At 70.1% G+C, this 20659-nt stretch carries 16 protein-coding genes; 12 read left to right on the forward strand and 4 right to left on the reverse strand.

Annotation, left to right across the window (positions count from 1 at the left end):
• Positions 1 to 2 precede the first annotated feature (2 nt).
• The 3 genes from ACO0LU_RS05240 to ACO0LU_RS05250 are packed head-to-tail and all read left to right on the forward strand — an operon-like array spanning position 3 to position 4173.
• Complete coding sequence (locus ACO0LU_RS05240; protein WP_424790371.1) at positions 3 to 1607, forward strand: NADH-quinone oxidoreductase subunit M; 1605 nt, start codon at positions 3 to 5, stop codon at positions 1605 to 1607.
• Positions 1607 to 3178, forward strand: coding sequence for an NADH-quinone oxidoreductase subunit NuoN (gene nuoN / locus ACO0LU_RS05245; protein WP_424790372.1), 1572 nt, complete (start codon positions 1607 to 1609; stop codon positions 3176 to 3178). The genes ACO0LU_RS05240 and nuoN overlap by 1 nt, the downstream gene beginning before the upstream one ends.
• Positions 3175 to 4173 carry a polyprenyl synthetase family protein gene (locus tag ACO0LU_RS05250; protein ID WP_424790373.1) on the forward strand — a complete coding sequence of 333 codons (999 nt, stop codon included), beginning with the start codon at positions 3175 to 3177 and terminating at the stop codon, positions 4171 to 4173. The genes nuoN and ACO0LU_RS05250 overlap by 4 nt, the downstream gene beginning before the upstream one ends.
• A gap of 44 nt (positions 4174 to 4217) precedes the next feature.
• Here the strand turns inward: ACO0LU_RS05250 and eccCa are convergent, their stop codons facing one another.
• The gene (gene eccCa / locus ACO0LU_RS05255; protein ID WP_424790374.1) at positions 4218 to 8198 is read right to left on the reverse strand and encodes a type VII secretion protein EccCa; all 3981 of its coding nucleotides are present in this window, start codon (positions 8196 to 8198) and stop codon (positions 4218 to 4220) included.
• A 92-nt stretch (positions 8199 to 8290) separates the two neighbouring features.
• On the opposite strand from eccCa, the gene ACO0LU_RS05260 reads away from it, so the two are divergent.
• Both ACO0LU_RS05260 and ACO0LU_RS05265 read left to right on the forward strand, forming a co-directional pair.
• Positions 8291 to 9772, forward strand: coding sequence for a hypothetical protein (locus tag ACO0LU_RS05260; RefSeq protein WP_424790375.1), 1482 nt, complete (start codon positions 8291 to 8293; stop codon positions 9770 to 9772).
• A 45-nt stretch (positions 9773 to 9817) separates the two neighbouring features.
• The gene (locus tag ACO0LU_RS05265) at positions 9818 to 11278 is read left to right on the forward strand and encodes an RDD family protein (protein WP_424790376.1); all 1461 of its coding nucleotides are present in this window, start codon (positions 9818 to 9820) and stop codon (positions 11276 to 11278) included.
• A 347-nt stretch (positions 11279 to 11625) separates the two neighbouring features.
• Here the strand turns inward: ACO0LU_RS05265 and ACO0LU_RS05270 are convergent, their stop codons facing one another.
• Together ACO0LU_RS05270 and ACO0LU_RS05275 are read right to left on the reverse strand one after the other, a co-directional pair.
• Positions 11626 to 11907, reverse strand: a complete 282-nt coding sequence (locus ACO0LU_RS05270; RefSeq protein WP_424786339.1) for a WXG100 family type VII secretion target — start codon at positions 11905 to 11907, stop codon at positions 11626 to 11628.
• A 15-nt stretch (positions 11908 to 11922) separates the two neighbouring features.
• Positions 11923 to 12234, reverse strand: coding sequence for a WXG100 family type VII secretion target (locus tag ACO0LU_RS05275; RefSeq protein WP_424790377.1), 312 nt, complete (start codon positions 12232 to 12234; stop codon positions 11923 to 11925).
• 194 nt (positions 12235 to 12428) lie between these two features.
• Between ACO0LU_RS05275 and ACO0LU_RS05280 the strand changes: the two genes are divergently transcribed.
• From ACO0LU_RS05280 to ACO0LU_RS05300, 5 genes are read left to right on the forward strand one after another with little or no spacing between them, the layout of a single operon-like run.
• Positions 12429 to 12833, forward strand: a complete 405-nt coding sequence (locus tag ACO0LU_RS05280) for a hypothetical protein (RefSeq protein WP_424790378.1) — start codon at positions 12429 to 12431, stop codon at positions 12831 to 12833.
• Positions 12830 to 13084 (forward strand): hypothetical protein, encoded by a 255-nt coding sequence (locus tag ACO0LU_RS05285; protein ID WP_424790379.1) that lies wholly within the window; start codon positions 12830 to 12832, stop codon positions 13082 to 13084. Before ACO0LU_RS05280 ends, ACO0LU_RS05285 begins: the two co-directional genes overlap by 4 nt.
• 45 nt (positions 13085 to 13129) lie before the next feature.
• Positions 13130 to 14485, forward strand: a complete 1356-nt coding sequence (locus ACO0LU_RS05290; protein ID WP_424790380.1) for an EsaB/YukD family protein — start codon at positions 13130 to 13132, stop codon at positions 14483 to 14485.
• Positions 14486 to 14488: 3 nt separating this feature from the next.
• Positions 14489 to 15904 (forward strand): type VII secretion protein EccB, encoded by a 1416-nt coding sequence (eccB, locus tag ACO0LU_RS05295; RefSeq protein ID WP_424790381.1) that lies wholly within the window; start codon positions 14489 to 14491, stop codon positions 15902 to 15904.
• Positions 15901 to 17169 (forward strand): S8 family serine peptidase, encoded by a 1269-nt coding sequence (locus ACO0LU_RS05300; protein ID WP_424790382.1) that lies wholly within the window; start codon positions 15901 to 15903, stop codon positions 17167 to 17169. The genes eccB and ACO0LU_RS05300 overlap by 4 nt, the downstream gene beginning before the upstream one ends.
• A gap of 64 nt (positions 17170 to 17233) precedes the next feature.
• Here ACO0LU_RS05300 and rarD read toward each other — a convergent pair whose 3' ends face one another.
• Positions 17234 to 18187 (reverse strand): EamA family transporter RarD, encoded by a 954-nt coding sequence (gene rarD / locus ACO0LU_RS05305; protein ID WP_424790383.1) that lies wholly within the window; start codon positions 18185 to 18187, stop codon positions 17234 to 17236.
• A gap of 133 nt (positions 18188 to 18320) precedes the next feature.
• On the opposite strand from rarD, the gene ACO0LU_RS05310 reads away from it, so the two are divergent.
• The gene (locus ACO0LU_RS05310) at positions 18321 to 19736 is read left to right on the forward strand and encodes an FAD-dependent oxidoreductase (protein ID WP_424790747.1); all 1416 of its coding nucleotides are present in this window, start codon (positions 18321 to 18323) and stop codon (positions 19734 to 19736) included.
• A gap of 12 nt (positions 19737 to 19748) precedes the next feature.
• Positions 19749 to 20630, forward strand: a complete 882-nt coding sequence (gene htpX, locus ACO0LU_RS05315) for a zinc metalloprotease HtpX (RefSeq protein WP_424790384.1) — start codon at positions 19749 to 19751, stop codon at positions 20628 to 20630.
• The last annotated feature ends 29 nt before the right edge of the window (positions 20631 to 20659 follow it).

Consider the following 20659-nt stretch of genomic DNA (forward strand, 5'->3'; position numbering starts at 1 on the left):
ACATGTTCGGACTTGAAGACTTCCCCTGGCTGACGGCGATGATCGCCGTGCCGGCGGTGGCAGGTGTGGCGGTGTGGCTGCTCAAGCCACTGCGCCGGATCGCCCGCCCGATCGGCCTGGTCGTCAGCCTGGTGGTGCTCGGGGGTGGGGTGGTGATGGCCACCGGCTTCGATGTCGGCTCGGCCGACCAGGTGCAGATGGGCACCACCGCCTCGTGGATCCCGGCGCTGGGGATCAGTTACGACGTCGGCGTGAACGGGATGGGCCTGTCCCTGGTGCTGCTGGCGGCCCTGCTGGTGCCCATCGTGCTGGTGGCCGCGTGGAACGAGGTACGTGCACCCGGACGGGTGGCCGTGACCACTTCCAGCGGCGCCTCCGTCGAGGCAACCGGTGATGCGGTCGACACCGAGGCGCTGGAGAGCCGGCAGGCCACGTTCGTCGGCCTGATCCTGATCCTGCTCGCGCTGATGGTGCTGGTATTCGCCGCGCGTGACCTGTTCCTGTTCTACCTTGCCTTCGAGGCGATGCTGATCCCGGTGTACTTCCTGATCGGCGTCTTCGGTGGCCCCGACCGCCGGGCGGCGGCGGTGAAGTTCCTCATCTACTCCCTGGCCGGTGGGCTGATCATGCTCGCCGGGTTGGTCGTGGTCTTCGCCCAGACCTGGGGTGACGCCGAGGGGATGCGGATGGACAACCTCTCCGACGTCTTCGCGGACAACCCGACCATGGGCATGTGGGTCTTCCTGTCCTTCTTCGTGGCCTTCGCCGTCAAGGCGCCGATGGTGCCGGTGCACACCTGGCTGCCCGACTCGGCCGCGCAGGCGACCCCGGGCACCTCCACCCTGCTGGTCGGAGTACTCGACAAGGTCGGGACCTTCGGGATGATCGCGATCCTGCTGCCGATATTCCCCGGAGCGGCCGCCCAGGCGGCGCCGGTGATCATGGTGCTGGCGGTGATCTCGATCATCTACGGTGCGTTGCTGGCCCTGGGGCAGAACGACCTGATGCGGATGATCGCCTTCACCTCGGTGTCCCACTTCGGGTTCATCGTGCTGGGCATCTTCGCCGGCACCCAGACCGCCATGGTCGGTTCGATGCTGTACATGCTCGCACACGGGCTGTCCACCGCCGCGATGTTCCTGATCGCCGGGTTCCTCATCCAGCGCGGCCACAGCGCGGACATGCGGACCTACTCCGGGATGCAGCGCGTCACCCCGGTCCTGGCCGGTACCTTCCTGTTCGCCGGGCTGAGCACCTTGGCCCTGCCGGGTCTGAGCGGGTTCATCCCCGAGTACCTGGTGCTGATCGGCAGCTACGAGGCACACCCGGCCTGGGGTGCCGCAGCGGTGATCGGTGTGGTCCTGGCTGCGCTGTACATCCTGATGGCCTACCAGCGCGTGTTCACCGGCCCGATTCCCGGACCGCCCGAGGGTCGGACCCTCGGGCTGCCGGCGCGGGCCGGCCTGAGCGACCTGGTGGCTCGGGAGAAGTGGCTGCTGGTGCCCCTGGGCCTGGCCATCGTGTTCCTGGGCGTGTATCCCGCCCCGGTGCTGGACCTGTTGTCCGGCGTCGCTGATTCGTTCGCCTCGATCCTCGGGAGCGCCTGATGAACCCCTTCGAACCGCCGGTCGTGCAGTGGGGCGGGATCACCCCGGTCCTGATCGTGTTCGGCGCCGCCGTGCTCGGCGTGCTGCTGGAGGGGTTCCTGCCCCGCAAGGTCCGCCGGGTCGTGCAGGTGGTGCTGGCGATCGGTGCGCTCGGTGCGGCGCTGGTGGCGGTGGGCTGGCGCTGGAGCGTCGTCCAGGCCACCGGCCCCAGTGAGCTCATCGGTGGCGCGGTCATCGAGGACGGCCCGGCGCTGGCCACCCAGGCGGTGCTGCTGGTGTGCGCCCTGGTCGGTGTGCTGGTGATGGCCGATCGCGCCGGTGGTGAGGACGCCTTCACCGCCTCCGCATCCGCTGCCCCCGGCAGCCGGTACGAAGCACTCACCCGGACCAAGGGCCTGGTGCAGACCGAGGTGTTCCCGCTGACGTTGCTGGCGGTGACCGGGATGCTGGTCTTCCCGTCCTCGGGCACGCTGCTGACGCTGTTCATTGCCCTGGAGGTGCTGTCCCTGCCGCTGTACCTGCTCGCCGGGCTGGCTCGTCGGCGTCGGCTGCTGTCCCAGGAAGCGGCCCTGAAGTACTTCCTGCTCGGTGCCTTCGCCACAGCCTTCGTATTGATGGGTACCGCCCTGCTGTACGGCTACTCCGGGTCGTTGCGCTTGGACGAGATCGCTGCAGCGGTTCCGGCGATGGCGGGTATGGACGGATTCCTCCTCGCCGGGATCACCCTGGTGCTGGTGGGGCTGCTGTTCAAGATCGGTGCGGTGCCCTTCCACAACTGGGTGCCGGACGTGTACCAGGGCGCGCCCACCCCGGTTACCGGATTCATGGCCGCCTGCACGAAGATCGCCGCGCTGATGATCATGATGCGCCTGGTCTACGTCGTGGCGCCGGGGCTGGCCTGGGACCTGGGACCGATGCTCTGGGCGGTCGCGATCGCCACCATGGTGCTGGGCACCGTGCTGGCGTTGGTGCAGAGCGACGTCAAGCGGATGCTCGCCTACTCCTCCGTGGCGCACGCCGGGTTCCTGCTGCTGGGCGTCATCGCGCTGGACGCCTACGCCGTGCCGGCGGTGTTGTTCTACCTGCTGGCCTACGGCCTGGCCACTGTTGGCGCGTTCGCCCTGGTGACCCTGGTGCGCGAGCGTGATGCGGACGGCAACGTGACCGGTGAGGCCCTCTCGATGAACCAGTGGGCCGGGCTGGGGCGCACCAATCCGTGGTTGGCCGCGAGCATGGGCCTGTTCCTGCTGTCCTTCGCCGGCATCCCGCTGACGGGGGGGTTCATCGGCAAGTTCACCGTGTTCTACGCCGCCGTCGCCGGTGGGGCGTGGCCGCTGGTGGTGATCGCGGTATTGGCCAGCGCGGCCGCGGCGTTCTTCTACGTCCGGTTGATCGTGGCGATGTTCTTCACCGACCCGGGCCCGGAGACCGGGCGTAGCACCGTGGTCGTGCCCAGCGAGGGAATGACGGTGGTGGCCGTGGGGATCGCCGCGGTGGGGACGGTCCTGTTGGGTGTGCTGCCCGGACCTGTGCTGGACGTGCTGGGCGACGCCGCTATGTTCCTACTGTGACCACCACACCCCTCCCGCTCGGCGATCCCGACGTGGACGCCACGATCGGGGCCGAGCTGGCCGCCATCGAGGAGCGGCTGATCGAGATGGCTCAGTACAACGAGCCACTGATCGAGCAGGCCTCGGAGCACCTGATCGCCGCCGGCGGGAAGCGGATGCGCCCCGCGCTGGTGCTGTTGACCTCACTACTGGGAAAGGGCGTTGACGACCGCGTCCGGCAGGCCGCGCTGGCCACCGAACTCACCCACCTGGCCACGCTCTACCACGATGACGTGATGGACTCCGCACCGCTGCGTCGCGGTGCCCCGAGCGCCCACGAGGTGTGGGGCAACACGATGGCGATCCTGACCGGGGACCTGCTGTTCGCCCGCGCCTCTCGGCTGGTCTCCGAACTCGGCCCGGTTGCGGTGCGGATCCAGGCCGATGCCTTCGAGCGGCTGGTACTGGGCCAGATGCACGAGACCCTCGGCCCGCGGGAGGGCCAGGACCCGATCGAGCACTACCTGGGCGTGCTGGCGGACAAGACCGGATCGTTGATCGCGGCTGCGGCCCGGTACGGCACCTACTTCTCCGGCGCCGACGAGCAGGTGCAGGACGCCGCCGTGGCATACGGGGAGAAGGTCGGGGTGGCGTTCCAGCTCGCCGACGACGTGATCGACCTGTCCGCGGACACCGCCACCACCGGGAAGACTCCGGGCACGGACCTGCGCGAGGGCGTGGCCACGATGCCGGTCCTGCTACTCCAGGCCAGAGGGGAAGGACTGGACGCCGAGGGCCGGACGATCCTGACCGCGCTGGAGGGCGACCTCTCCGACGACGACGCCCTCGATGAGGTGGTGCAGCGGCTGCGTGCCCACGAGGTGACCGAGGAGGTGCGCGTCCTGGCCCGGCGGTGGGCTGCCGATGCGGTCGCCGACCTGGAGCCGGTCGCGGACTCGACCGCCCGGCGGGCCCTGGAGACCTTCGCCACCCTGCTGGTGGACCGCCTCGCCTGAACCGGCTACCCGGGCTGACCCGTCGCCGCAGTGCCGTTCCCGGCTCAGTGCTGGGAAGGGTTGTGGGAGAGTTGGACCACCTGGACGCCCTTTGCCCGGGTGACCAACTGGCCACGACCGGGCGGGCCGGGCTGGGGCTTGGCGGTACCGATCAGGGCTCCCTCGTCCTTGCTGCCCGAGAGCACCACCCCGGGGGCGGCAAGGTCCTTCAGGGACTGGATGATCGGCTCGAACATCGCCCTGCTGGCACCACCGGTGCGCCGGGTCAGGATCAGGTGCAGGCCCACATCGGAGGCTTGGGCCAGCAGCGGTTGCAGGGAGGCCACCGGGTTCCCGCTCGAGGTCGCCACCAGGTCGTAGTCGTCCACCAGCACGTACACCTCCGCGCCGCTCCACCAGGACCGTGCCCGCAACTGTGCGGGGGTCACGTCCGGGCCGGGCAGCCGGGTCCGCAGGTACTGCGCCACCGCGGCCAGCTCCTCCGTCGCCTGCTCTGCGGTGGTGAAGTACCCGGCCAGGTACTCCTCGGGGATCTCCGCGAGCATCGAGCGGCGGAAGTCCACCACGAAGATCTGCGCCTCCTTCGGGGTATGCAGGCGCTGCACCTCCTTGGCCATCCCGCGCAGGAACGAGGACTTGCCCGAACCGGAGTCGCCGAACAGGTACAGGTGGGAGTCGCTGCGCGGGTCGAACGCGACCGGTGCCAGGGCGGCCTCGTCGATGCCGAGCAGGATCTTGGCACGCTCGGTCTCGCCGGCCAGATCCAGGATCTCCTCGGCGGTGATCACCTCCGGTAGCAGCCGCAACTTCGGCGCCCGGGGCCCGGTCCAGGCCTCGTTCACCCGGGCGATGAGTTGTTCCACGCCTTCCCCGAGGGTCTCGGCGTCCCCGGAACCGTCGATCCGGGGCAGCGGAGTCAGCACGTGATGCTTGCTCACCACCAACCCGCGACCGGGCCGGTTCTTCGGCACGTTCTGGGCCACCCGGCGATCGAACTCCGAATCCATCGGATCACCCAATCGCAGTTCCACCCGAGTCCCGAACAGGTCCTTGACCTGGGTGCGGAAATCCATCCAGCGCCCGGTCGCGGCGACCAGGTGCATGCCGAAGGTCAACCCCCGGGCCGCGACCGCCTGGATCTCCATCTCCAGCCCATCGAACTCCGATCGCAGGGTCGGCCAGCCGTCCACGATGAGGAAGATGTCCCCGTAGCCGTCGTCGGCCCGGCCCTGGCGGCGGCGTTGCCGGTAGGTCTCCATCGAGTCGATCCCGTTCTCCCGGAAGTACACCTCCCGGTCGTTGACGAGCCCGACGATCTCGGCCAGGATCCGGCGCACCACGTCCGGTTCGGACCGGGTGGCCACTCCGGCCACGTGCGCCATGCCGGCCATCGGGGTGAACGTCCCGCCCCCGAAGTCCATCACGAAGAACTGCACTTCCAACGGGCTGTGTGTCAGCGCCAACCCGGTCAGCACGCTGCGGGCCACGGTGGACTTTCCGCTGCGCGGTCCTCCCACGATCGCCATGTGGCCACCGGCACCGGACAGGGAGATGGACAGGGTGTCCCGGCGCTGTTCCAGCGGGCGGTCCACGATGCCCAGCGGGAAGGTCAGCGCACCGGAGTTGCGCCAGGACGGCGAGATGAGGCCGAGGTCGGCGTCGGTGGTCAGATCCGGCATCATCTGGTCGTAAGTGGAGGGGGTCACCAACGGTGGCAACCACACCTGGTGGGCCGGAGGGCCCTGCCCCTTCATCCGTTGCACCGCGATGTCGAACGTGACGCGCTTCTCCTCCGGCTCGTTGCTTCCGACCGGTTCGGGTTCGTCCCGGGTCTCGGGCAGCAACACCGGAGCAGCGGTGTAGGGCTCCAACCGGATCTGCTGGGGTGCCGCCGCGGTGCGCGCCTGCCCGGCGACCCGCCGTCGGGTCCTCGGCGGCGCTGACACGTACGCGGCCCTGAACTGGATCAGGGTGGAGGCGTCGGGCTTGAGGAACCCGTGGCCGCCGCCGCCGGGCAGTTCGAACGCGTCGGGCACCCCGATCACCGCCCGGGAGTCCGCACCGGAGAACGTCTTCAACCCGATCCGGTAGGACAGGTGCGACTCCAGGCCCCGCAGGCGGCCCTCCTCCAGCCTCTGGGTGGACAGCAGCATGTGCATCTGCAGCGACCGCCCCAGCCGGCCGATCGCCACGAACAGTTCGGTGAACTCGGGTTTGGCGGCCAACAACTCGGAGAACTCGTCGGCCACGATCAGCAGCGCGGGCAGCGGCTCCAGGTCGGTGCGCCCACCCTTGCGAGCCTTCTCGTAGTCGGCCACATTCGCGAAGTTGCCCGCCGAGCGCAGCAGTTCCTGACGACGCACCATCTCACCCTTGAGGGCGTCCTGCATGCGATCCACCAGCGTCAGTTCCTCGCCGAGGTTGGTGATGATCGCCGAGACGTGCGGCATGTCCGCCATGCCGGCGAAGGTGGCCCCACCCTTGAAGTCCACCAGCACGAAGTTCAGGTCCTCGGAGGAGTGCGTCATCGCCAGGGCCAGCACCATGGTGCGCAGCACCTCCGACTTGCCCGAACCGGTGGCTCCGATCAGCAAGCCGTGCGGGCCCATTCCCTGCTGCGCCGACTCCTTGATGTCCAGGGCCAGCGGCTGCCCGTGGCTGGTCAGGCCGATCGGCACCCGGAGCCGGTCGCGGGGCAGGCGTGGCTTCCAGGCCACCTTCGGGTCGAAGTCGCGTACGTCGGGTTGGCCGAGCAGATCGGTCAGTTCGGCCGAGACCGCCTGTTTGGAGGTGGACTCCTCACCGCCGGAGACCAGCATCGGCATCAGTCGGCGAGCGGTGGCCTCGGCCTGCGGGATGGACATCTCATCGGCCAGGCCCCGCAACGGCGGGTGGCCCCGATGCAGCACCTGCAACGGCACCCGGCCACGATCGGGGCCGCTGGCGATCCGGGGGTGCAGCAGCAACCGCAACGTGTTCCAGTCGGTCAGTTCCTCCCAGGTTTCCGGCAGTTCCAGCACCGTGATCCCGCTGACCCCCTCCTCGGTGATGAGGGCGTTGCCGGCCGGGACGTGCCCGCCGTCGAGCACGATCACCACGTGTGGTTCGGTCGTGGCACCACCGCGCTGGAACCGGGGGCGATCCGGCAGTCCCGCGGGCAGCAGTGACTCCACCTCCGCCAGGGACTCACCCACCATCCGGGCCGCCCCCACACCGTCGCGCTCGGCCCCGGAATGGGCGTGCGGCAGCCACTTGACCCACTCCCAGTCGGCTTGTACCGCCGCGGCGGCCACCACCGCGATCTGCAGTTGCGCAGGCTCGACGAACGTGGCCAGATGCATGAGCATCGCCCTGGCCTGGGCGCGTGCGCTCTGTTCGTCACCGGCGATCTGCACCCGCGCCACATCGCGCAGGTCGATCGAGTCCGGTAGGCCCGGCTGCTCGGCGTGGGTGAGCAGGAACCTGTGCGCGGCGCTGGCGGCGACCGGGTCGAGTTGGGACACCGGTGAACTCTGCGGTGCCTCCAGCGTCATCGCCAGGGGCTGGGTGGAGCGGCCCACGCGCACCCGGAGCAGATCGGCATCGCCGCTGTCCCGTTCCCAGACCCGGGTGCGGTCCTCGGCGAGCATCACCAGCGCATCGGGTTCGGGCAGGAACCATTGCAGGAACCGACGCTGCCGGCGGGCGGCGGAACGGACCGTGGCGCGCATCTCGGCCAGGTAGGCCAGGTACTCCCGCCGCATGTCGGTGACCTCGCGGGCGTGCTGGCTCTTCTGCCGCCAGATGTTCATTCCCACCATGGACAACGCCATGAACAGGAACATCCCACCCATCAGGTAGATCCGGTTACCGGTTCCCTGGCTGAAGGAGATCATCGCGATCGAGCCCATCGACCCGACCATCGGCAACGCCGTCATCAGCGTGTTCGAGGCACCTTCGGGCTTGATCAGTTCCGGTGGGGGCTGCAACTGGAGGTGTCCGGTGGGTGCCTTGGGCGGGCTGAGGCGCTCTGCTTGTGCAGTCACCGTCACGACCTCCATCCCCTCAGGACAACCTCGGTCAAGACTAGTATGGGAACGGCCGGTTTCAGGCATGCCCAGCGCTGAGTGGGGGTCAGGTGAGTACGTCGACGGCGTTGCTGCGCGTGGCGCTGCTGACCGGGTCGGGCAGGTTGGATCTGGCCGTGACGCCCGAGGCCCGCCTGGCCGATATCCTGCACAGCGCCGGGATCGACGCCGAGGCCACGATGGTCACCTCGACCGCCGGTACCGAGATCGACCTGCAGGCCCCGATCGCGGAGGAGATCTCCGACGGCGCCGTGCTCAGTGTGGTCGCCGACGACCGCACCACTCCTGCCCGGCCCGGGCGCGCCGCCGCTACGCCCTCCCGGTTCCGGCGGTGGCCGGCCGGTCTGGCCGGTTGGGTCGTGTGCGGGCTCGGGCTCGCGCTGTGCGTGGTGATCGTGGCCTCCCACGCGGCGAACCTGCTCGCCGGGGCTGCGCCGTACCCCCGTTGGTTGGGGCTGGGCGCCCCGGTTCTACTCGGCGCAACCGGGGTGCTGCTCGCCGTCCGCCGGCTGCCACTGGACGGTGGTGCAGCCCGCAGCGGGGCGGGGCCCGACGGCCCGCCGGCGCGGGAACCGGGGCGATCCGACGGCGCCGCAGCCGGCGACCTGAGCGGCCGGGCCGACCATGGGCTGCTGGATGAGACGGTGCTGGCCCCGGTGTTCGGTTTCGCGTCGGGGTTCCTGGTCGCCGAGCCCGGACAGTACGGGGCGCTGCGCCTGGGTCTGGTGCTGGCGCTGCTCAGCGCCTCGGTGCTGGCGGTGCTGCGATACGCCGTCAGCCGGCGCGAGATGGCCCCCTCCCACGGGATCGCCGCGGTGCTGGCCGGGGTATGGACGGCGGTTGCGGCCCTGTTCGCCCTGGCGCTGCTGCTTGACCTTCCTGCCTATGTGGTGCCTGCGCTCATCCTGGGCGCGGCCCCGCTGATGATCCGGTCGATGCCGAGCGCGGCGTTGGACATCCCGGAGGAGCAGGCGCTGGACATGCCCTTCCTGGCCCGGACCGCGATGTCGGTGCGGGGAGTGCTGCCGCGTTCCCCGGCCCGAGTGCGCATCGACCACGTCTCCCGGCGGATCCGTCAGGCCGAGCACCGGGAGCGTGCCGGGATGATCTCGGCGAGTGTGCTGGTGGCCGCGATGATCCCGGTGGTGCTGGCCGGTTACGAACCCGGCGGCCTGCGCGGCTGGGGCACGGTGGCCCTGGTGGCGTTGCTGGTGCTGTTCCTGACGTTGGCTCCACGCTCCTTCCGGCGGCCGGCGGACAAACTCCCCCCGCGTCTGGCCCTGTTCAGCGTGTTGGTCCAGTTGGCGGTGGGGGTGCACTGGTTCCCCGACGCGCTGGCCTGGGGACTCGTGTTGATCGTGGCTGCGGTGGGGTTCGCGTTCCTGGCGGTTCCGCTGGCCCGCGGGTACCGCTCCGTGCGCTTTTCCAGGATGGGCGACATCCTCGAGGCGATCACGGTGGGGCTGGTGCTCCCGGCGGCGTTGCTGGCGGCCGGTGCGGTGGAGGGATTGCAGACGTTGACTGCCCGGTAGCGGCATTAGACTCCACACCAGCGAGCAGGACGGGGGTTGGTGCGAATGAGCGTGCAGGTGGCGTCCGCGCCGCAGGTGGACATGGGTCGTGCCGCAGGCCCCTTGCCGGCATGCGGTCCGGGCCGGCGCATTCTGGCCCACAGCATCGACCTGGCCGCGGTCGGCGCGGTGACCGCGGTAGCCTACCTGCCCACCGGAAGTGTGCTGCTGGGGGCGGTGGTGCTGCTGGAGGCGGCCCTGGGTCTGGCGGTCTGGGAAGCGCGATCCGGCCGCACCCTGGGCAAGCACCTACTCGGTGTTCGTGCCGCACAGGCCCGGACGGACTACGCCCCCGGCCTACGCCGCGGCATGGTGCGCTCACTGCTGCTCGGCGCCTCCCATGCGGTGGTCCTGGTGGGTCAGTTCCTCCTGATCGCCACCACGGTGCTGGACCGCACGGGAAGGGGCCAGGCCTGGCACGACCGCGTCGCGGGCACCCGGGTGGTGAACGTGCGTCCCGATGCCCACCGGAAGGCGCCGGCGCCCCGATACGCACCCGCCGCCCCGCCCGCCCCGCCCGGACCGTACGGCACCGGCGCATCCGGCTACGCCGGAGGTCAGGGCGCTGGACACCCTCACCCTGCGGGGGTGCCCTCTGGTCAGCTGCCCCCCGCTGCCGGTTACGGACAAGTATCCGGTGGCGCGGGCCCGCACTCCTACGGTCCCCCTCCCGGCGGTCCCGTCCCGCAGGCGCCGGCTGCACCCCCGGCTGGTCAGGTGTCAGCAGCGGGAGGACCGCCACCTCCCGGACCGGACGCGGCGCCCGACGGGCATCACAGCGCGCCGGGACCGGCCGGCCCGGTCGCTGACCTCCCGCAGGGTCAGGGGCTGCCCGGGCCACCGACCGGTGCGGTCGCCCCCACGCACCCCTCGAGTGGCGATCTCCGGGGCACGCCGGGGCACCAGTACGGCGGTGCCGGTGCCGGTACCGCCGGGACAGAACAGGCCCGCCCGGTTGGGCCGCTCTCCCCGCCGGTCCCGGGCCAGCCTGCGCCCGGCGCGTCCACGCAGGCCGGTCTTCCCGAGCACACCTTCGATCCCGCACAGCCAGGAGCCACTCCCGCAGACCCGCGCACCCTGCACCCCACCGAACTGCCGGACCTGGAGGACGTGCGCGACTCCGGGGCCAGTGCGGTGTTCGTGCTCACCGTGGACGACGGCGTGTCGGTGACGGTCAGCGGAAACGGACTGATCGGGCGCCGCCCGCAGGCCGGCCCCGGTGAACGAATCGCGCACCTGGTCGCCGTGGATGACCCCGGCCGTTCGCTGTCACGCACGCACGCCGCCTTCGGTATCGACGGCGATGAACTGTGGGTGCAGGACCGCGGATCGGCGAACGGCACCGTGGTGGTCAGCGCGGACGGGACCACCACACGGGCGTTCCCGGGCACGCGGGTACCGGTGCCCGAGGACGGTCGCATCGAGGCCGGTGAACGCTCCATCACGGTGCAGCGCTGGCGGTCCTGACCGCGCGCCGACAGTCCTTATCGTGCTGCCTGCACTACTGATCGGCCTGCGGGTTTCTCCCCGCCCGGTCCCACGATGCCACCGCCGGGACCATCGATCGAGGTATCCGGTGGGGTGGGGCCAGGGCCGCCGGGGCCGTACTCCGGCGGCGCGACTCCGGGGCCGTAGCCGGGCGGGTGACCGATACCCGGCGGGTCGAGTTCACCGGGCGGCACGGGACTGACCCCACCGGGAGGCGGGGTGCCGGGCTGCGGGCCTGTCCCCGGGGGCGGGTCCGAGAGGCGGACAAATGGCGGCACGTGCCGAAACCGCTGGCTTCGGCACGACCGTCACGTGTTCGCGCGGGCTCAGGCGAACCGGTTCGCGTTCTGGCTGTCGGTGGTCTGGTAGTCCTGACCGCTCTGGGTGACAGCGGCGCCGATCTCGGCGAGCAACTGCTTCATCTCGTTAATGGTCTGGGTCCAGGTGGCTCGGGCCTGCTCGTAGGCGTCCGATGCCGCACCGGTCCAGTCCGACTGCAACGGACGCAACTGGGTGTCCATGTCGTTGAGCTGCTGCTCGATCTTGTTGGCGCCGTTGACGATGTCCGCTCCGGCCGTGCTGATGCTTTCGAAATTAGCCTTGAACATGTGGGTTCCTCCCGATCAGCCGAGCCGGCCCTGAAGATTGGTCATCGCCTGTGAGGCGGCGTCATCGGACGCGGTGTATGTGGTCTGGGACTGCTTGAGGTTCTCCTCGAAGTTCTCGAGGCTGTTGATGATCCGGTTGGACTTCTCCCGCCACTGCGCCATCACATTGGCAAACGCTGCAGAACCGGAGCCCTGCCACTGTGCCCCGATGCCGGAGAGTCGTCCTTCGAGGGAGGCGAGCTCCCCATGCAGCGCGGCCTTCGACTCGGCCACGATGTTCGCACCCCGCTGGAGTGCGCCGTCTGCTGCTGAGACTTCGTGTCCCACAGTCACCTCCTGTGTTGTGGCCCCCTCGGGCCGCCGTACTACCACCACCAGGGTGGGCTCACCGTGTGTGGTGAATACCTGCCACTGTACGAACTCACCCCCGGTGCGTACATGGGCAGAGGTCCCCATCGGGGCCGCCGAGCGACGTGCCCATGGTGTCCCCATCGGCTTGGCGCGCCCTTTACAGTGACGACATGAACCCAACCCGGACGCGCCGAACGGGCCTGCGCACGGGACCCGTCGCGCTCGTGGCGCTCGCCGTCTGCCCGGCCCTGGTCGGGTGCAGCGACGCGGAGCCGCACGAGGAGCCGAGGATGCCGGAGGAGTCGGTGGCCGGAACCCGGAACTCACGCACCGAACTGACACTGACCGGGCCGGACGGGCAGGTGCACGCCGACAAGGTCGGCAGCCGGGACCCGGGCGAGGCGCGCTTCAGCGATGCCTCCCAGATCGATCCGCTGGTGATCCGGACGCCGGATGCGGGGGAGTACCGGGTGCGCGTCCGTGGCTTCGACGAGCGTGCCTCCACCGACTTCGAGGACGGGGCGCAGTTGCGATCGTGGGTGCCCGATCGGGTCGAGATCGGGCACCCACGATGATCGACTTCGCCGAGGGCTTCGGGGGTGGCTGGCACGGGGCGGTGACGATCCCGGAAAGCCGTGAGTACACGTTCACCGCATCCCGCACCGATGAGCACTCCCAGCCGGTGCTGCCGGTGGTGCAGGCCTGGGAGGGATCGGAGCCGGACCAGGAGTATCGCCGGGGTGCGGACCGGTGCTGGGCGACCGGGCGAAGCGGGACGGGCCGGTGCGATGCGGGAGCGTGGCAAGGTAGTTCATGGATGGGGTAGTAGTAACTCGGACTGTGCTGAGCCGAGGATTCGGGCGGGGATGAGATGAGTGAGACCACCAGCACCGAGCGGGCTGTGGGCCAACGTGTGCGGGTGTCCGTCGTGGCGGGCGACCGCCGGATGGACATTGCCGCACCCGCCGGCGTCCCGGTCGTGGAGATCACCCCGGGCCTGGCCCGGCACCTGAACATGCTCGAGGCCGGCACCGCCTACGCCGGGTACCGGCTGACCCGCGCCCACGGGCACGAGTTGGACGACGACCGGAGCCTGCAGGCCCAGGGCGTGGTCGATGGTGACGTGCTCACCCTGGTGTCGGGGGTGGACAGCGCCGAACTACGGGTTTACGACGACATCGTCGAGGCCGTGGCCGACGTGGTCGAGAGTGAACAGAAGCCGTGGTCGCCCCAGGACGCTGCCACCACGGCGGTGCTGGCCGCGGTGACGCTGCTGACCACCGTGGCGATCATGCTCACCGGAGCCGGGATGGGCGGCGCATCGGCGCTGGTGACGGTCGCAGCCGCCCTGACCTCGGTGATCCTGCTGGTCTCGGCGGCGGTGATCGGGCGCATCGGCGGGCCACCGGCGGCACCTGTGGCGCTGGTCCAGGTGGCCGCCCTGTACGCCGCCGTGGCCGGATTCACCCTCACCGCGGCCGAATCGTTGTGGGGAGCCCCGGCACTGTACGCCGGTGCCGGGGCCGCAGTGACCGGAGTGCTGGGCCTGTTACTGCTGCGCGACAACCGCGAGTTCACACTGGTCCCGGCGATCCTGGGCGCCGCAGTGGCTGCCGTCGGGGCGATCGTGGAGTTCACCGGTTTCGGACCCGGCCATGTGCTGGCCATCGCCGTGGCGATGGCCGGCCTGGCCGGCATCGGTATCCCGTGGCTGGCACTGTCGGCCACCCCGTTACGGGTGGCCACCGCAAGCGCCGATGAGGAGATCCTGGCCGATCCCGAGGAGTTGGATGCCGAGGAGGTGGCGGGGCTGTGGCATCGCGGGCACCGGATCCAGGTGTCCCTGCGCATCGCGGTCGCACTGCTCACTCTGATCGCCACCCCGATGGTGCTGGGCACCGGGCTGTTCGGACTGGTCCTGCTGTTGCTTGCCTACGCCGGGATGATCCTGAGCGTGCGCGAGTCCTACGCCCGCTTCGACGTCGGCGCGGTGACGTCGCTGGCGGTGCTGGGATTGGCGCTGACCGGGGTGCTCGGTGCGTTGCTGCACCCGACCTGGCGTATCGGTGTCACGCTCGGGGTCGGCATCGTGGCCGCCGCCATCGTGGGCCTGTCCCTGGTGGCGCCCAAGCAGCGGCTCTGGCTGGGTCGGCTGGCCGACGCCGCCGAACTGGCCTGCCTGGCGCTGTTGCTCCCCGCCGCGATCGTGGCCGCCGGGCTGGTGTAGCCGATGGCCTCGAAGAAGGAACTCCTGCAGGCCCAGACGTTCTCCCGGCGCCGGCTCCTCACGGCCTTCGTCTCCGGGGCGCCCGGGGGGCGCGAACTCGAACCGGCCAGGCCGCTGCGCGGGGTGATCACCGGAATCGTGCTCAGTGTGCTGGTGGTAGGCGGCAGCCTGATCGCCGGGCTGTTCACCGGGGAACAGGATGAGGACTGGAAGGTCAACTCCCTGGTGGTGGTCAGCGAGACCGGGGCGCGGTACGTGGCCGTCAACGGCGAGCTATACCCGGTGCACAACATCACCAGTGCCCGGCTGCTCGCCTTCGCCGAGACCTTCCGGGTGGTCAACCTCAGCGAGACACAGCTCAGTGATGTACCACGGGGCACTATGACCGTGGGAATCCCGGGGGCACCGGACGCCCTGCCGCCACCGGAGAACCTGATCAACAACCAGTGGCTCTCCTGTGCCGTCGGTCCGGAGCGGGAGTGGACCTCGCTGAATCCGGACCGCGCCGCACCAGAAGTAGGCAACGCGGCACTGGTGAGCGTCAACGGGCAAACCCACTACGTGCACGGCGGCCACCGCTACCGAATCGCCGACGATGACCTGAACCCGGTCAGCCATGCCCTGGAGTTCCACCCGGATAACGTCTTTGCCGTCGGGGGGCGCTGGCTGAACATCTTCACCGAGGGCACCCCGCTTGCACCGTTCAGCATGGACGGCTTCGGATCCACCCCACCGGGCCCGGCAGCCCAACTGGACCTGGACCTGAGGGTCGGCACGGTCACCCTGCTGCGCAACGCGCAGGGCGAGACCGGCGCACCCCATGTGCTCACCGACGAGGGAGTGCTGGTCGAGCTCAGCCCGCTGGCGGTGACGCTGTACTACCTGGGTACCGGCCTGGGGCCCGACGATGTGGTGACCCTGGACTACTCCGAGCGCCAGAGCCTGCAGGTCGACCCGGCATCGGACCTGGTGCCCTCCGACTGGCCCGAGGAGGTACCCACGGCGTTGGAGGCGGAAGCGACCCCGTGCGTGCAATTGGACCGCGCCGAACCTGAGGACGACGACGCCCCCTCGGCCACCCGGCTGCACGTGGTCGGCACCGAGGAGGAGGTGGGATCCGAGCCGGTGGACGTTGCCGCCGGGCACGGCGCCGTGGTGCGCCAGGACGGGGGCGGCGACCTGGGCGCCTGGATGGTGATCGACGAACGCGGCACCATGTACCAGGTCCCGCCCGGGCACGAACAGGTGCTGAGGCTGCTGGGCTACGACGAACTCGAGCCGCCCCCGGTCCCGGGGCCCTGGGCAGGGTTGTTCCGGCCGGGCCCGACGCTCACGGTCGAGGCCGCCCGCTCCGGGCTTCCGGCCGAGGCGGTGCAGGGCATGGACGAGCACGTCCCTGAGCCCGCGGAGGAGGAGTGACCCAGCGCGGTGGTGCACCGGTGACGTGGCGTCGCGCCCTCGCGGCGGCGCTGGCCGGCGCCCTGACCGTGGGTCTGGCCGCGGTGTCGGTCTCCGGACCCGGCGCCGCGCCGGCGAGGGCGCTGGCCCCCGGACAGGAGTGTGATCCGGAGGATCCACAGTTCGTCACCCAGGCACCGCCCGCCTTCGACGCGCTCGGCATCCCCAGGGCACATCAGTACTCCCGGGGAGCGGGTGTGACGGTGGCCGTGGTGGACTCCGGGGTGCACGCACAGAACGAGCACCTGCGCGAGGTGGTGGTCGACGGGGTGAACGTGGTCGAGGACGACCCCCACGACCGGGATGCCTTCGAGCACGGCACCGTGGTGGCCGGCATCATCGCCGCCCGCCACGTGGACGGATCGGCGGTGCTGGGGGTGGCGCCGGAGGCGATGCTGCAGTCGGTGCGGGTCTACTACGCCGACTCCGAGCGCGCAGAAGAAGAGGATGTGCACCCCACACCGCAGCGGATCGCGGACGGGATCGCCTGGGCGGCGCAGAACGGCGCGCAGATCATCAACGTCTCGATGAGTACCACCGAGGACCACCCGGATCTGCGTGCTGCGGTTCGGGCTGCCTCCGACAACGGCGTGCTGGTGGTGGCCAGCACCGGTAACCGCGGGACCGCCCAGGTGCAGGAAGGCGTGCCCCGTTACCCCGCCGCCTACGACGGCGTGCTCGGGGTCACCGGGGTGGACCGGGCCGGGATCTGGCATGCGGTCGCCTCCTTCGAGAGCGAGCACGTGGATGTCGCCGCCCCGGGCCAGCATGTGCCCTCGGCGTACCTGTTCGGCGGGGACTGCATCTTCTCCCCGGGGGACTCGGCGCCCTCGTCCAGCTGGGCGACCGCCTACGTCTCCGGAGCCGCGGCTCTGGTGGCGGCGAGGTATCCCGACGAGACGCCGCAGCAGTGGGCGCACCGCCTGCAGGCCACCGCAACCCGGGCCAGCACCACCGAGCGCGACGACCGGATGGGCTGGGGCCTCATCCAGCCGGTCGCAGCCCTGCAGTTCATCGATGACGGCACCGCACCCGGGCCGGCCTCACCGGTCCACGGGCCCGCGGAACCATTGCCCGACCCGGCGGCGGATCTGGACCTGGTCGCCTACCCGGACCCGATAGCCCCCGCGCAGCAGGTGACCCGGGCCTGGCTCGTCGGTGCCGCTGCGCTGATCGTACTGGCGCTGCTGTACTCGCGGGTGCCGCGACGTCCTCGGCCGCGCTGATCGCCGGACCCGCCCGACGACGGCGTGCACGCCGCGCCCCGGTGCGCCCGGCCGAACGCGCGCCTCAGGACCGGGTGAGGCTTCGTCGTCGCCGGCTCCTGGCCTGCTGCCCCTCCACTCCCAACAGCACCAAGCCCACCCAGACCAGCACGAACCCGGCCAGGCGCGCCGGTGGCATCTCCTCACCCAGCACCAGCACCCCCAGTGCGAACTGCATGATCGGTGCGATGAACTGCAGCAATCCGACGGTGCTCAGCGGTAACCGGCCCACGGCTGTGGCGAACAGCATCAGCGGCACCGCGGTGGCGATCCCGGCGCCCATCAGGACCAGGCTGTGCCAGGGCTGTCCCAGTGCCGTGCCGGCAGAACTGACGGCGAAGGTGCCGGTACCCGAGCCCGCCAGCAACAGCAGGTACAGCAGCGCCACCGGGGTCAGCGCCGCGGTCTCCACGACCAGCCCCGGCAGTGCCGGTACGGTTCGGCCGAGCCGGTTCTTGGCGAGCCCGTACAGGCCGAAACTACTCGCCAGCACCACCGCGATCCAGGGCACCGTCCCGTACCCGATCGCGATCACCACCACCCCGATCGCGGCCACGCCCACCGCCGCCCACTGGCCAGGACGCAGCCGCTCGCGCAACACGACAACCCCCAGCAGGATGGTGACCAGTGGGTTGACGAAGTAGCCAAGGGCGGCATCGACCACCCGGTCGGTGAACACCGCATAAAGGAACGTCACCCAGTTCGTGGCCAGCAGCACCGCGGCCACCGACAACCCCACCAGCACCCGCCGGTCGGCCAGCAGCGTGCGGACCCGGCCCAGTTTGCGCATCAGCATCAGCAGCCCGGCGCACAACACCAACGACCAGAGCACCCGGTGCGCACCGATCTCCCACACCCCGGCCCCGTCCATCAGCGGGAAGTACAGGGGCAGCAGGCCCCACAGGGCGTAAGCGCTCACCCCGGCGATCAGCCCGGAACGCGAGGTCGGCTCGGCCTGCGGCCGGGGGGTGAGTGGCACAGCGTGAACCTATCCCTCCTTGCGCGAAACAGGCACATCGGTGAGACCAGCCACACACGACCCGCACTGCCGGCCGTGGTGAGGGTTGCCTACACTGGCAGGTAAGACTTCCTTCTTCTCGAAAGGCAACACCATTCCCACTCCACAGTTGCGGGTCGCCATCGTGGGAGCCGGGCCGGCCGGCATCTACGCCGCCGATATCCTCGCCAAGGCCGATCTGGACGTGGCGATCGACCTGTTCGAGCGACTGCCCGCGCCCTACGGACTGGTGCGCTACGGCGTGGCCCCGGACCACCCCCGGATCAAGGGCATCGTGAACGCGCTGTACAAGGTGCTGCAGCGTGGGGATATCCGCCTGATCGGCAACGTGGACATCGGTACCGACGTGACCGTGCCGCAACTGCGGGAGCACTACGACGCCATCGTCTTCTCCACCGGCGCGATCCGGGACGCGGACTTGAACATCCCCGGGGTGGACCTGCCCGGCAGTTACGGTGCCGCCGACTTCGTCTCGTGGTTCGACGGCCATCCCGATGTCCCGCGAACCTGGCCGCTGGAAGCCGAGAAGGTGGCCGTGATCGGCAACGGTAACGTGGCGCTGGATGTGGCCCGGATGCTGGCCAAGCATGTCCCGGACCTGATGGGCACCGAGATCCCGCAGAACGTGATCGACGGCTTGGCCGCCAACCCCGTGACCGATGTGCACGTCTTCGGACGTCGGGGCCCGGCCCAGGCCAAGTTCACCCCGTTGGAGTTGCGCGAGCTGGGCAAGGTGCCCGATGTGGACGTGGTGGTCTACCCCGAGGACTTCGAGTTCGACGAGGGTTCGGAGGAGGCGCTGGCGGCCAGCAACCAGACCCGGCAAGTGGTCAAGACCCTCACCGACTGGACCATGCGCGATCCCGCCGACATGACCGCGTCGCGACGGATCCACCTGCACTTCCTGCACCGCCCCGTGGAGGTGCTGGGCACCGATGCCGTCACCGGGTTGCGCACCGAGCGCACCGAGTTGACCGGGGACGGTTCGGTCCGGGGGACCGGCCGGTTCGAGGAGTTCGAGGTCCAGGCGATCTACCGCGCGGTGGGCTACTTCGGCTCCTCCGTGCCGCAGGTGCCTTTCGACCCGGTGGCGGGAGTGATCCCGAACGAGACCGGCCGGGTGCTGGACGACGACGGTGAGCACGTACGCGGTTTGTATGCCACCGGGTGGATCAAGCGGGGGCCGGTGGGTCTGATCGGGCACACCAAGTCCGACGCGCAGGAGACCATCGCCAACCTGATCCAGGACGTTCATGCGGACCTGCGGGCCGGTGTGTTGCCAGGAGCGCCGAAGGCGGATCCGGAGTCGATCCTGGAGCGGTTGCGGGCCGACGGCGTGCCCTATACCTCCTGGAGCGGCTGGGAGTTGCTGGACGCCCATGAGCGTGCCCTGGGCGAGAAGCAGGGCCGTGAGCGCGTCAAGGTGGTCCCGCGCGAGGAGATGACGGAGATCTCCCGCGGAGGTATGTTCGTCGAGGCTGGTGCGGCCGGCGCACCCCCGGTGGTTTAGGAGGTCACCACCATGGGTACCGGTGTTGGCAACACGGTCAAGACTGCAGGCCTGTTCGCGGTGATGTGGGCGGTGACAATGGCCCTGGGCGCCCTGGTGGCGGCCGGGACCGGGAACTCCTCATTGATCTGGGTCTTCGCCGGCGTGGGCGTGGTGATGACCTTCGTGAGTTTCTGGAACTCGGACAAGATCGCCATCCGGGCGATGAAGGCCCAGCCGGTGACCGAGGCACAGGCCCCGCAGATGTATCGAATCGTGCGCGAACTGGCCGCCAGGGCCGAACAGCCGATGCCGCGGCTGTACATCTCGCCGACCCGGTCCCCGAACGCCTTCGCCACCGGCCGCAACCCCCGCAATGCCGCGGTGTGCTGCACCGTAGGCATCCTGGAACTGCTGGATGAACGGGAACTGCGCGGGGTGCTCGGGCACGAGTTGATGCACGTGTACAACCGGGACATCCTCACCTCCTCGGTCGCCGCGGCAATGGCCGGTGTGATCACCTCGGTGGCCCAGTTCCTGCTGTTCACCGGTGGCGCCGGCCGGCAGCGCACCGGGGGAGCGCTGGCACTGGTCGGGATGCTCGCGATGGCCCTGCTGGCCCCGTTCGCCGCCGGACTGATCCGGATGGCCATCTCGCGCACGCGTGAGTACGACGCCGACGCCTCCGGGGCCGATCTCACCGGTGACCCGCTGGCGCTGGCCTCAGCGCTGCGGAAACTGGAGCGGGGCACTGCGGCCCGGCCGCTGAAGCCGGCGGGCGACCTGGCCGATGTCTCGCACCTGATGATCGCCAATCCGTTTCGGGCCGAGGCGGTCTCCAGGCTCTTCGCCACCCACCCGCCGATGAGCGAGCGGATCGAACGCCTGGAGCGCCGGGCGACCGGGCAGCGCTGACCTGCTCTCGGCGGGCCGCGCGGCCCGCC

This window comes from Pseudactinotalea sp. Z1748 (genome assembly GCF_049725185.1).
Classification (GTDB): domain Bacteria; phylum Actinomycetota; class Actinomycetes; order Actinomycetales; family Beutenbergiaceae; genus CALKWS01.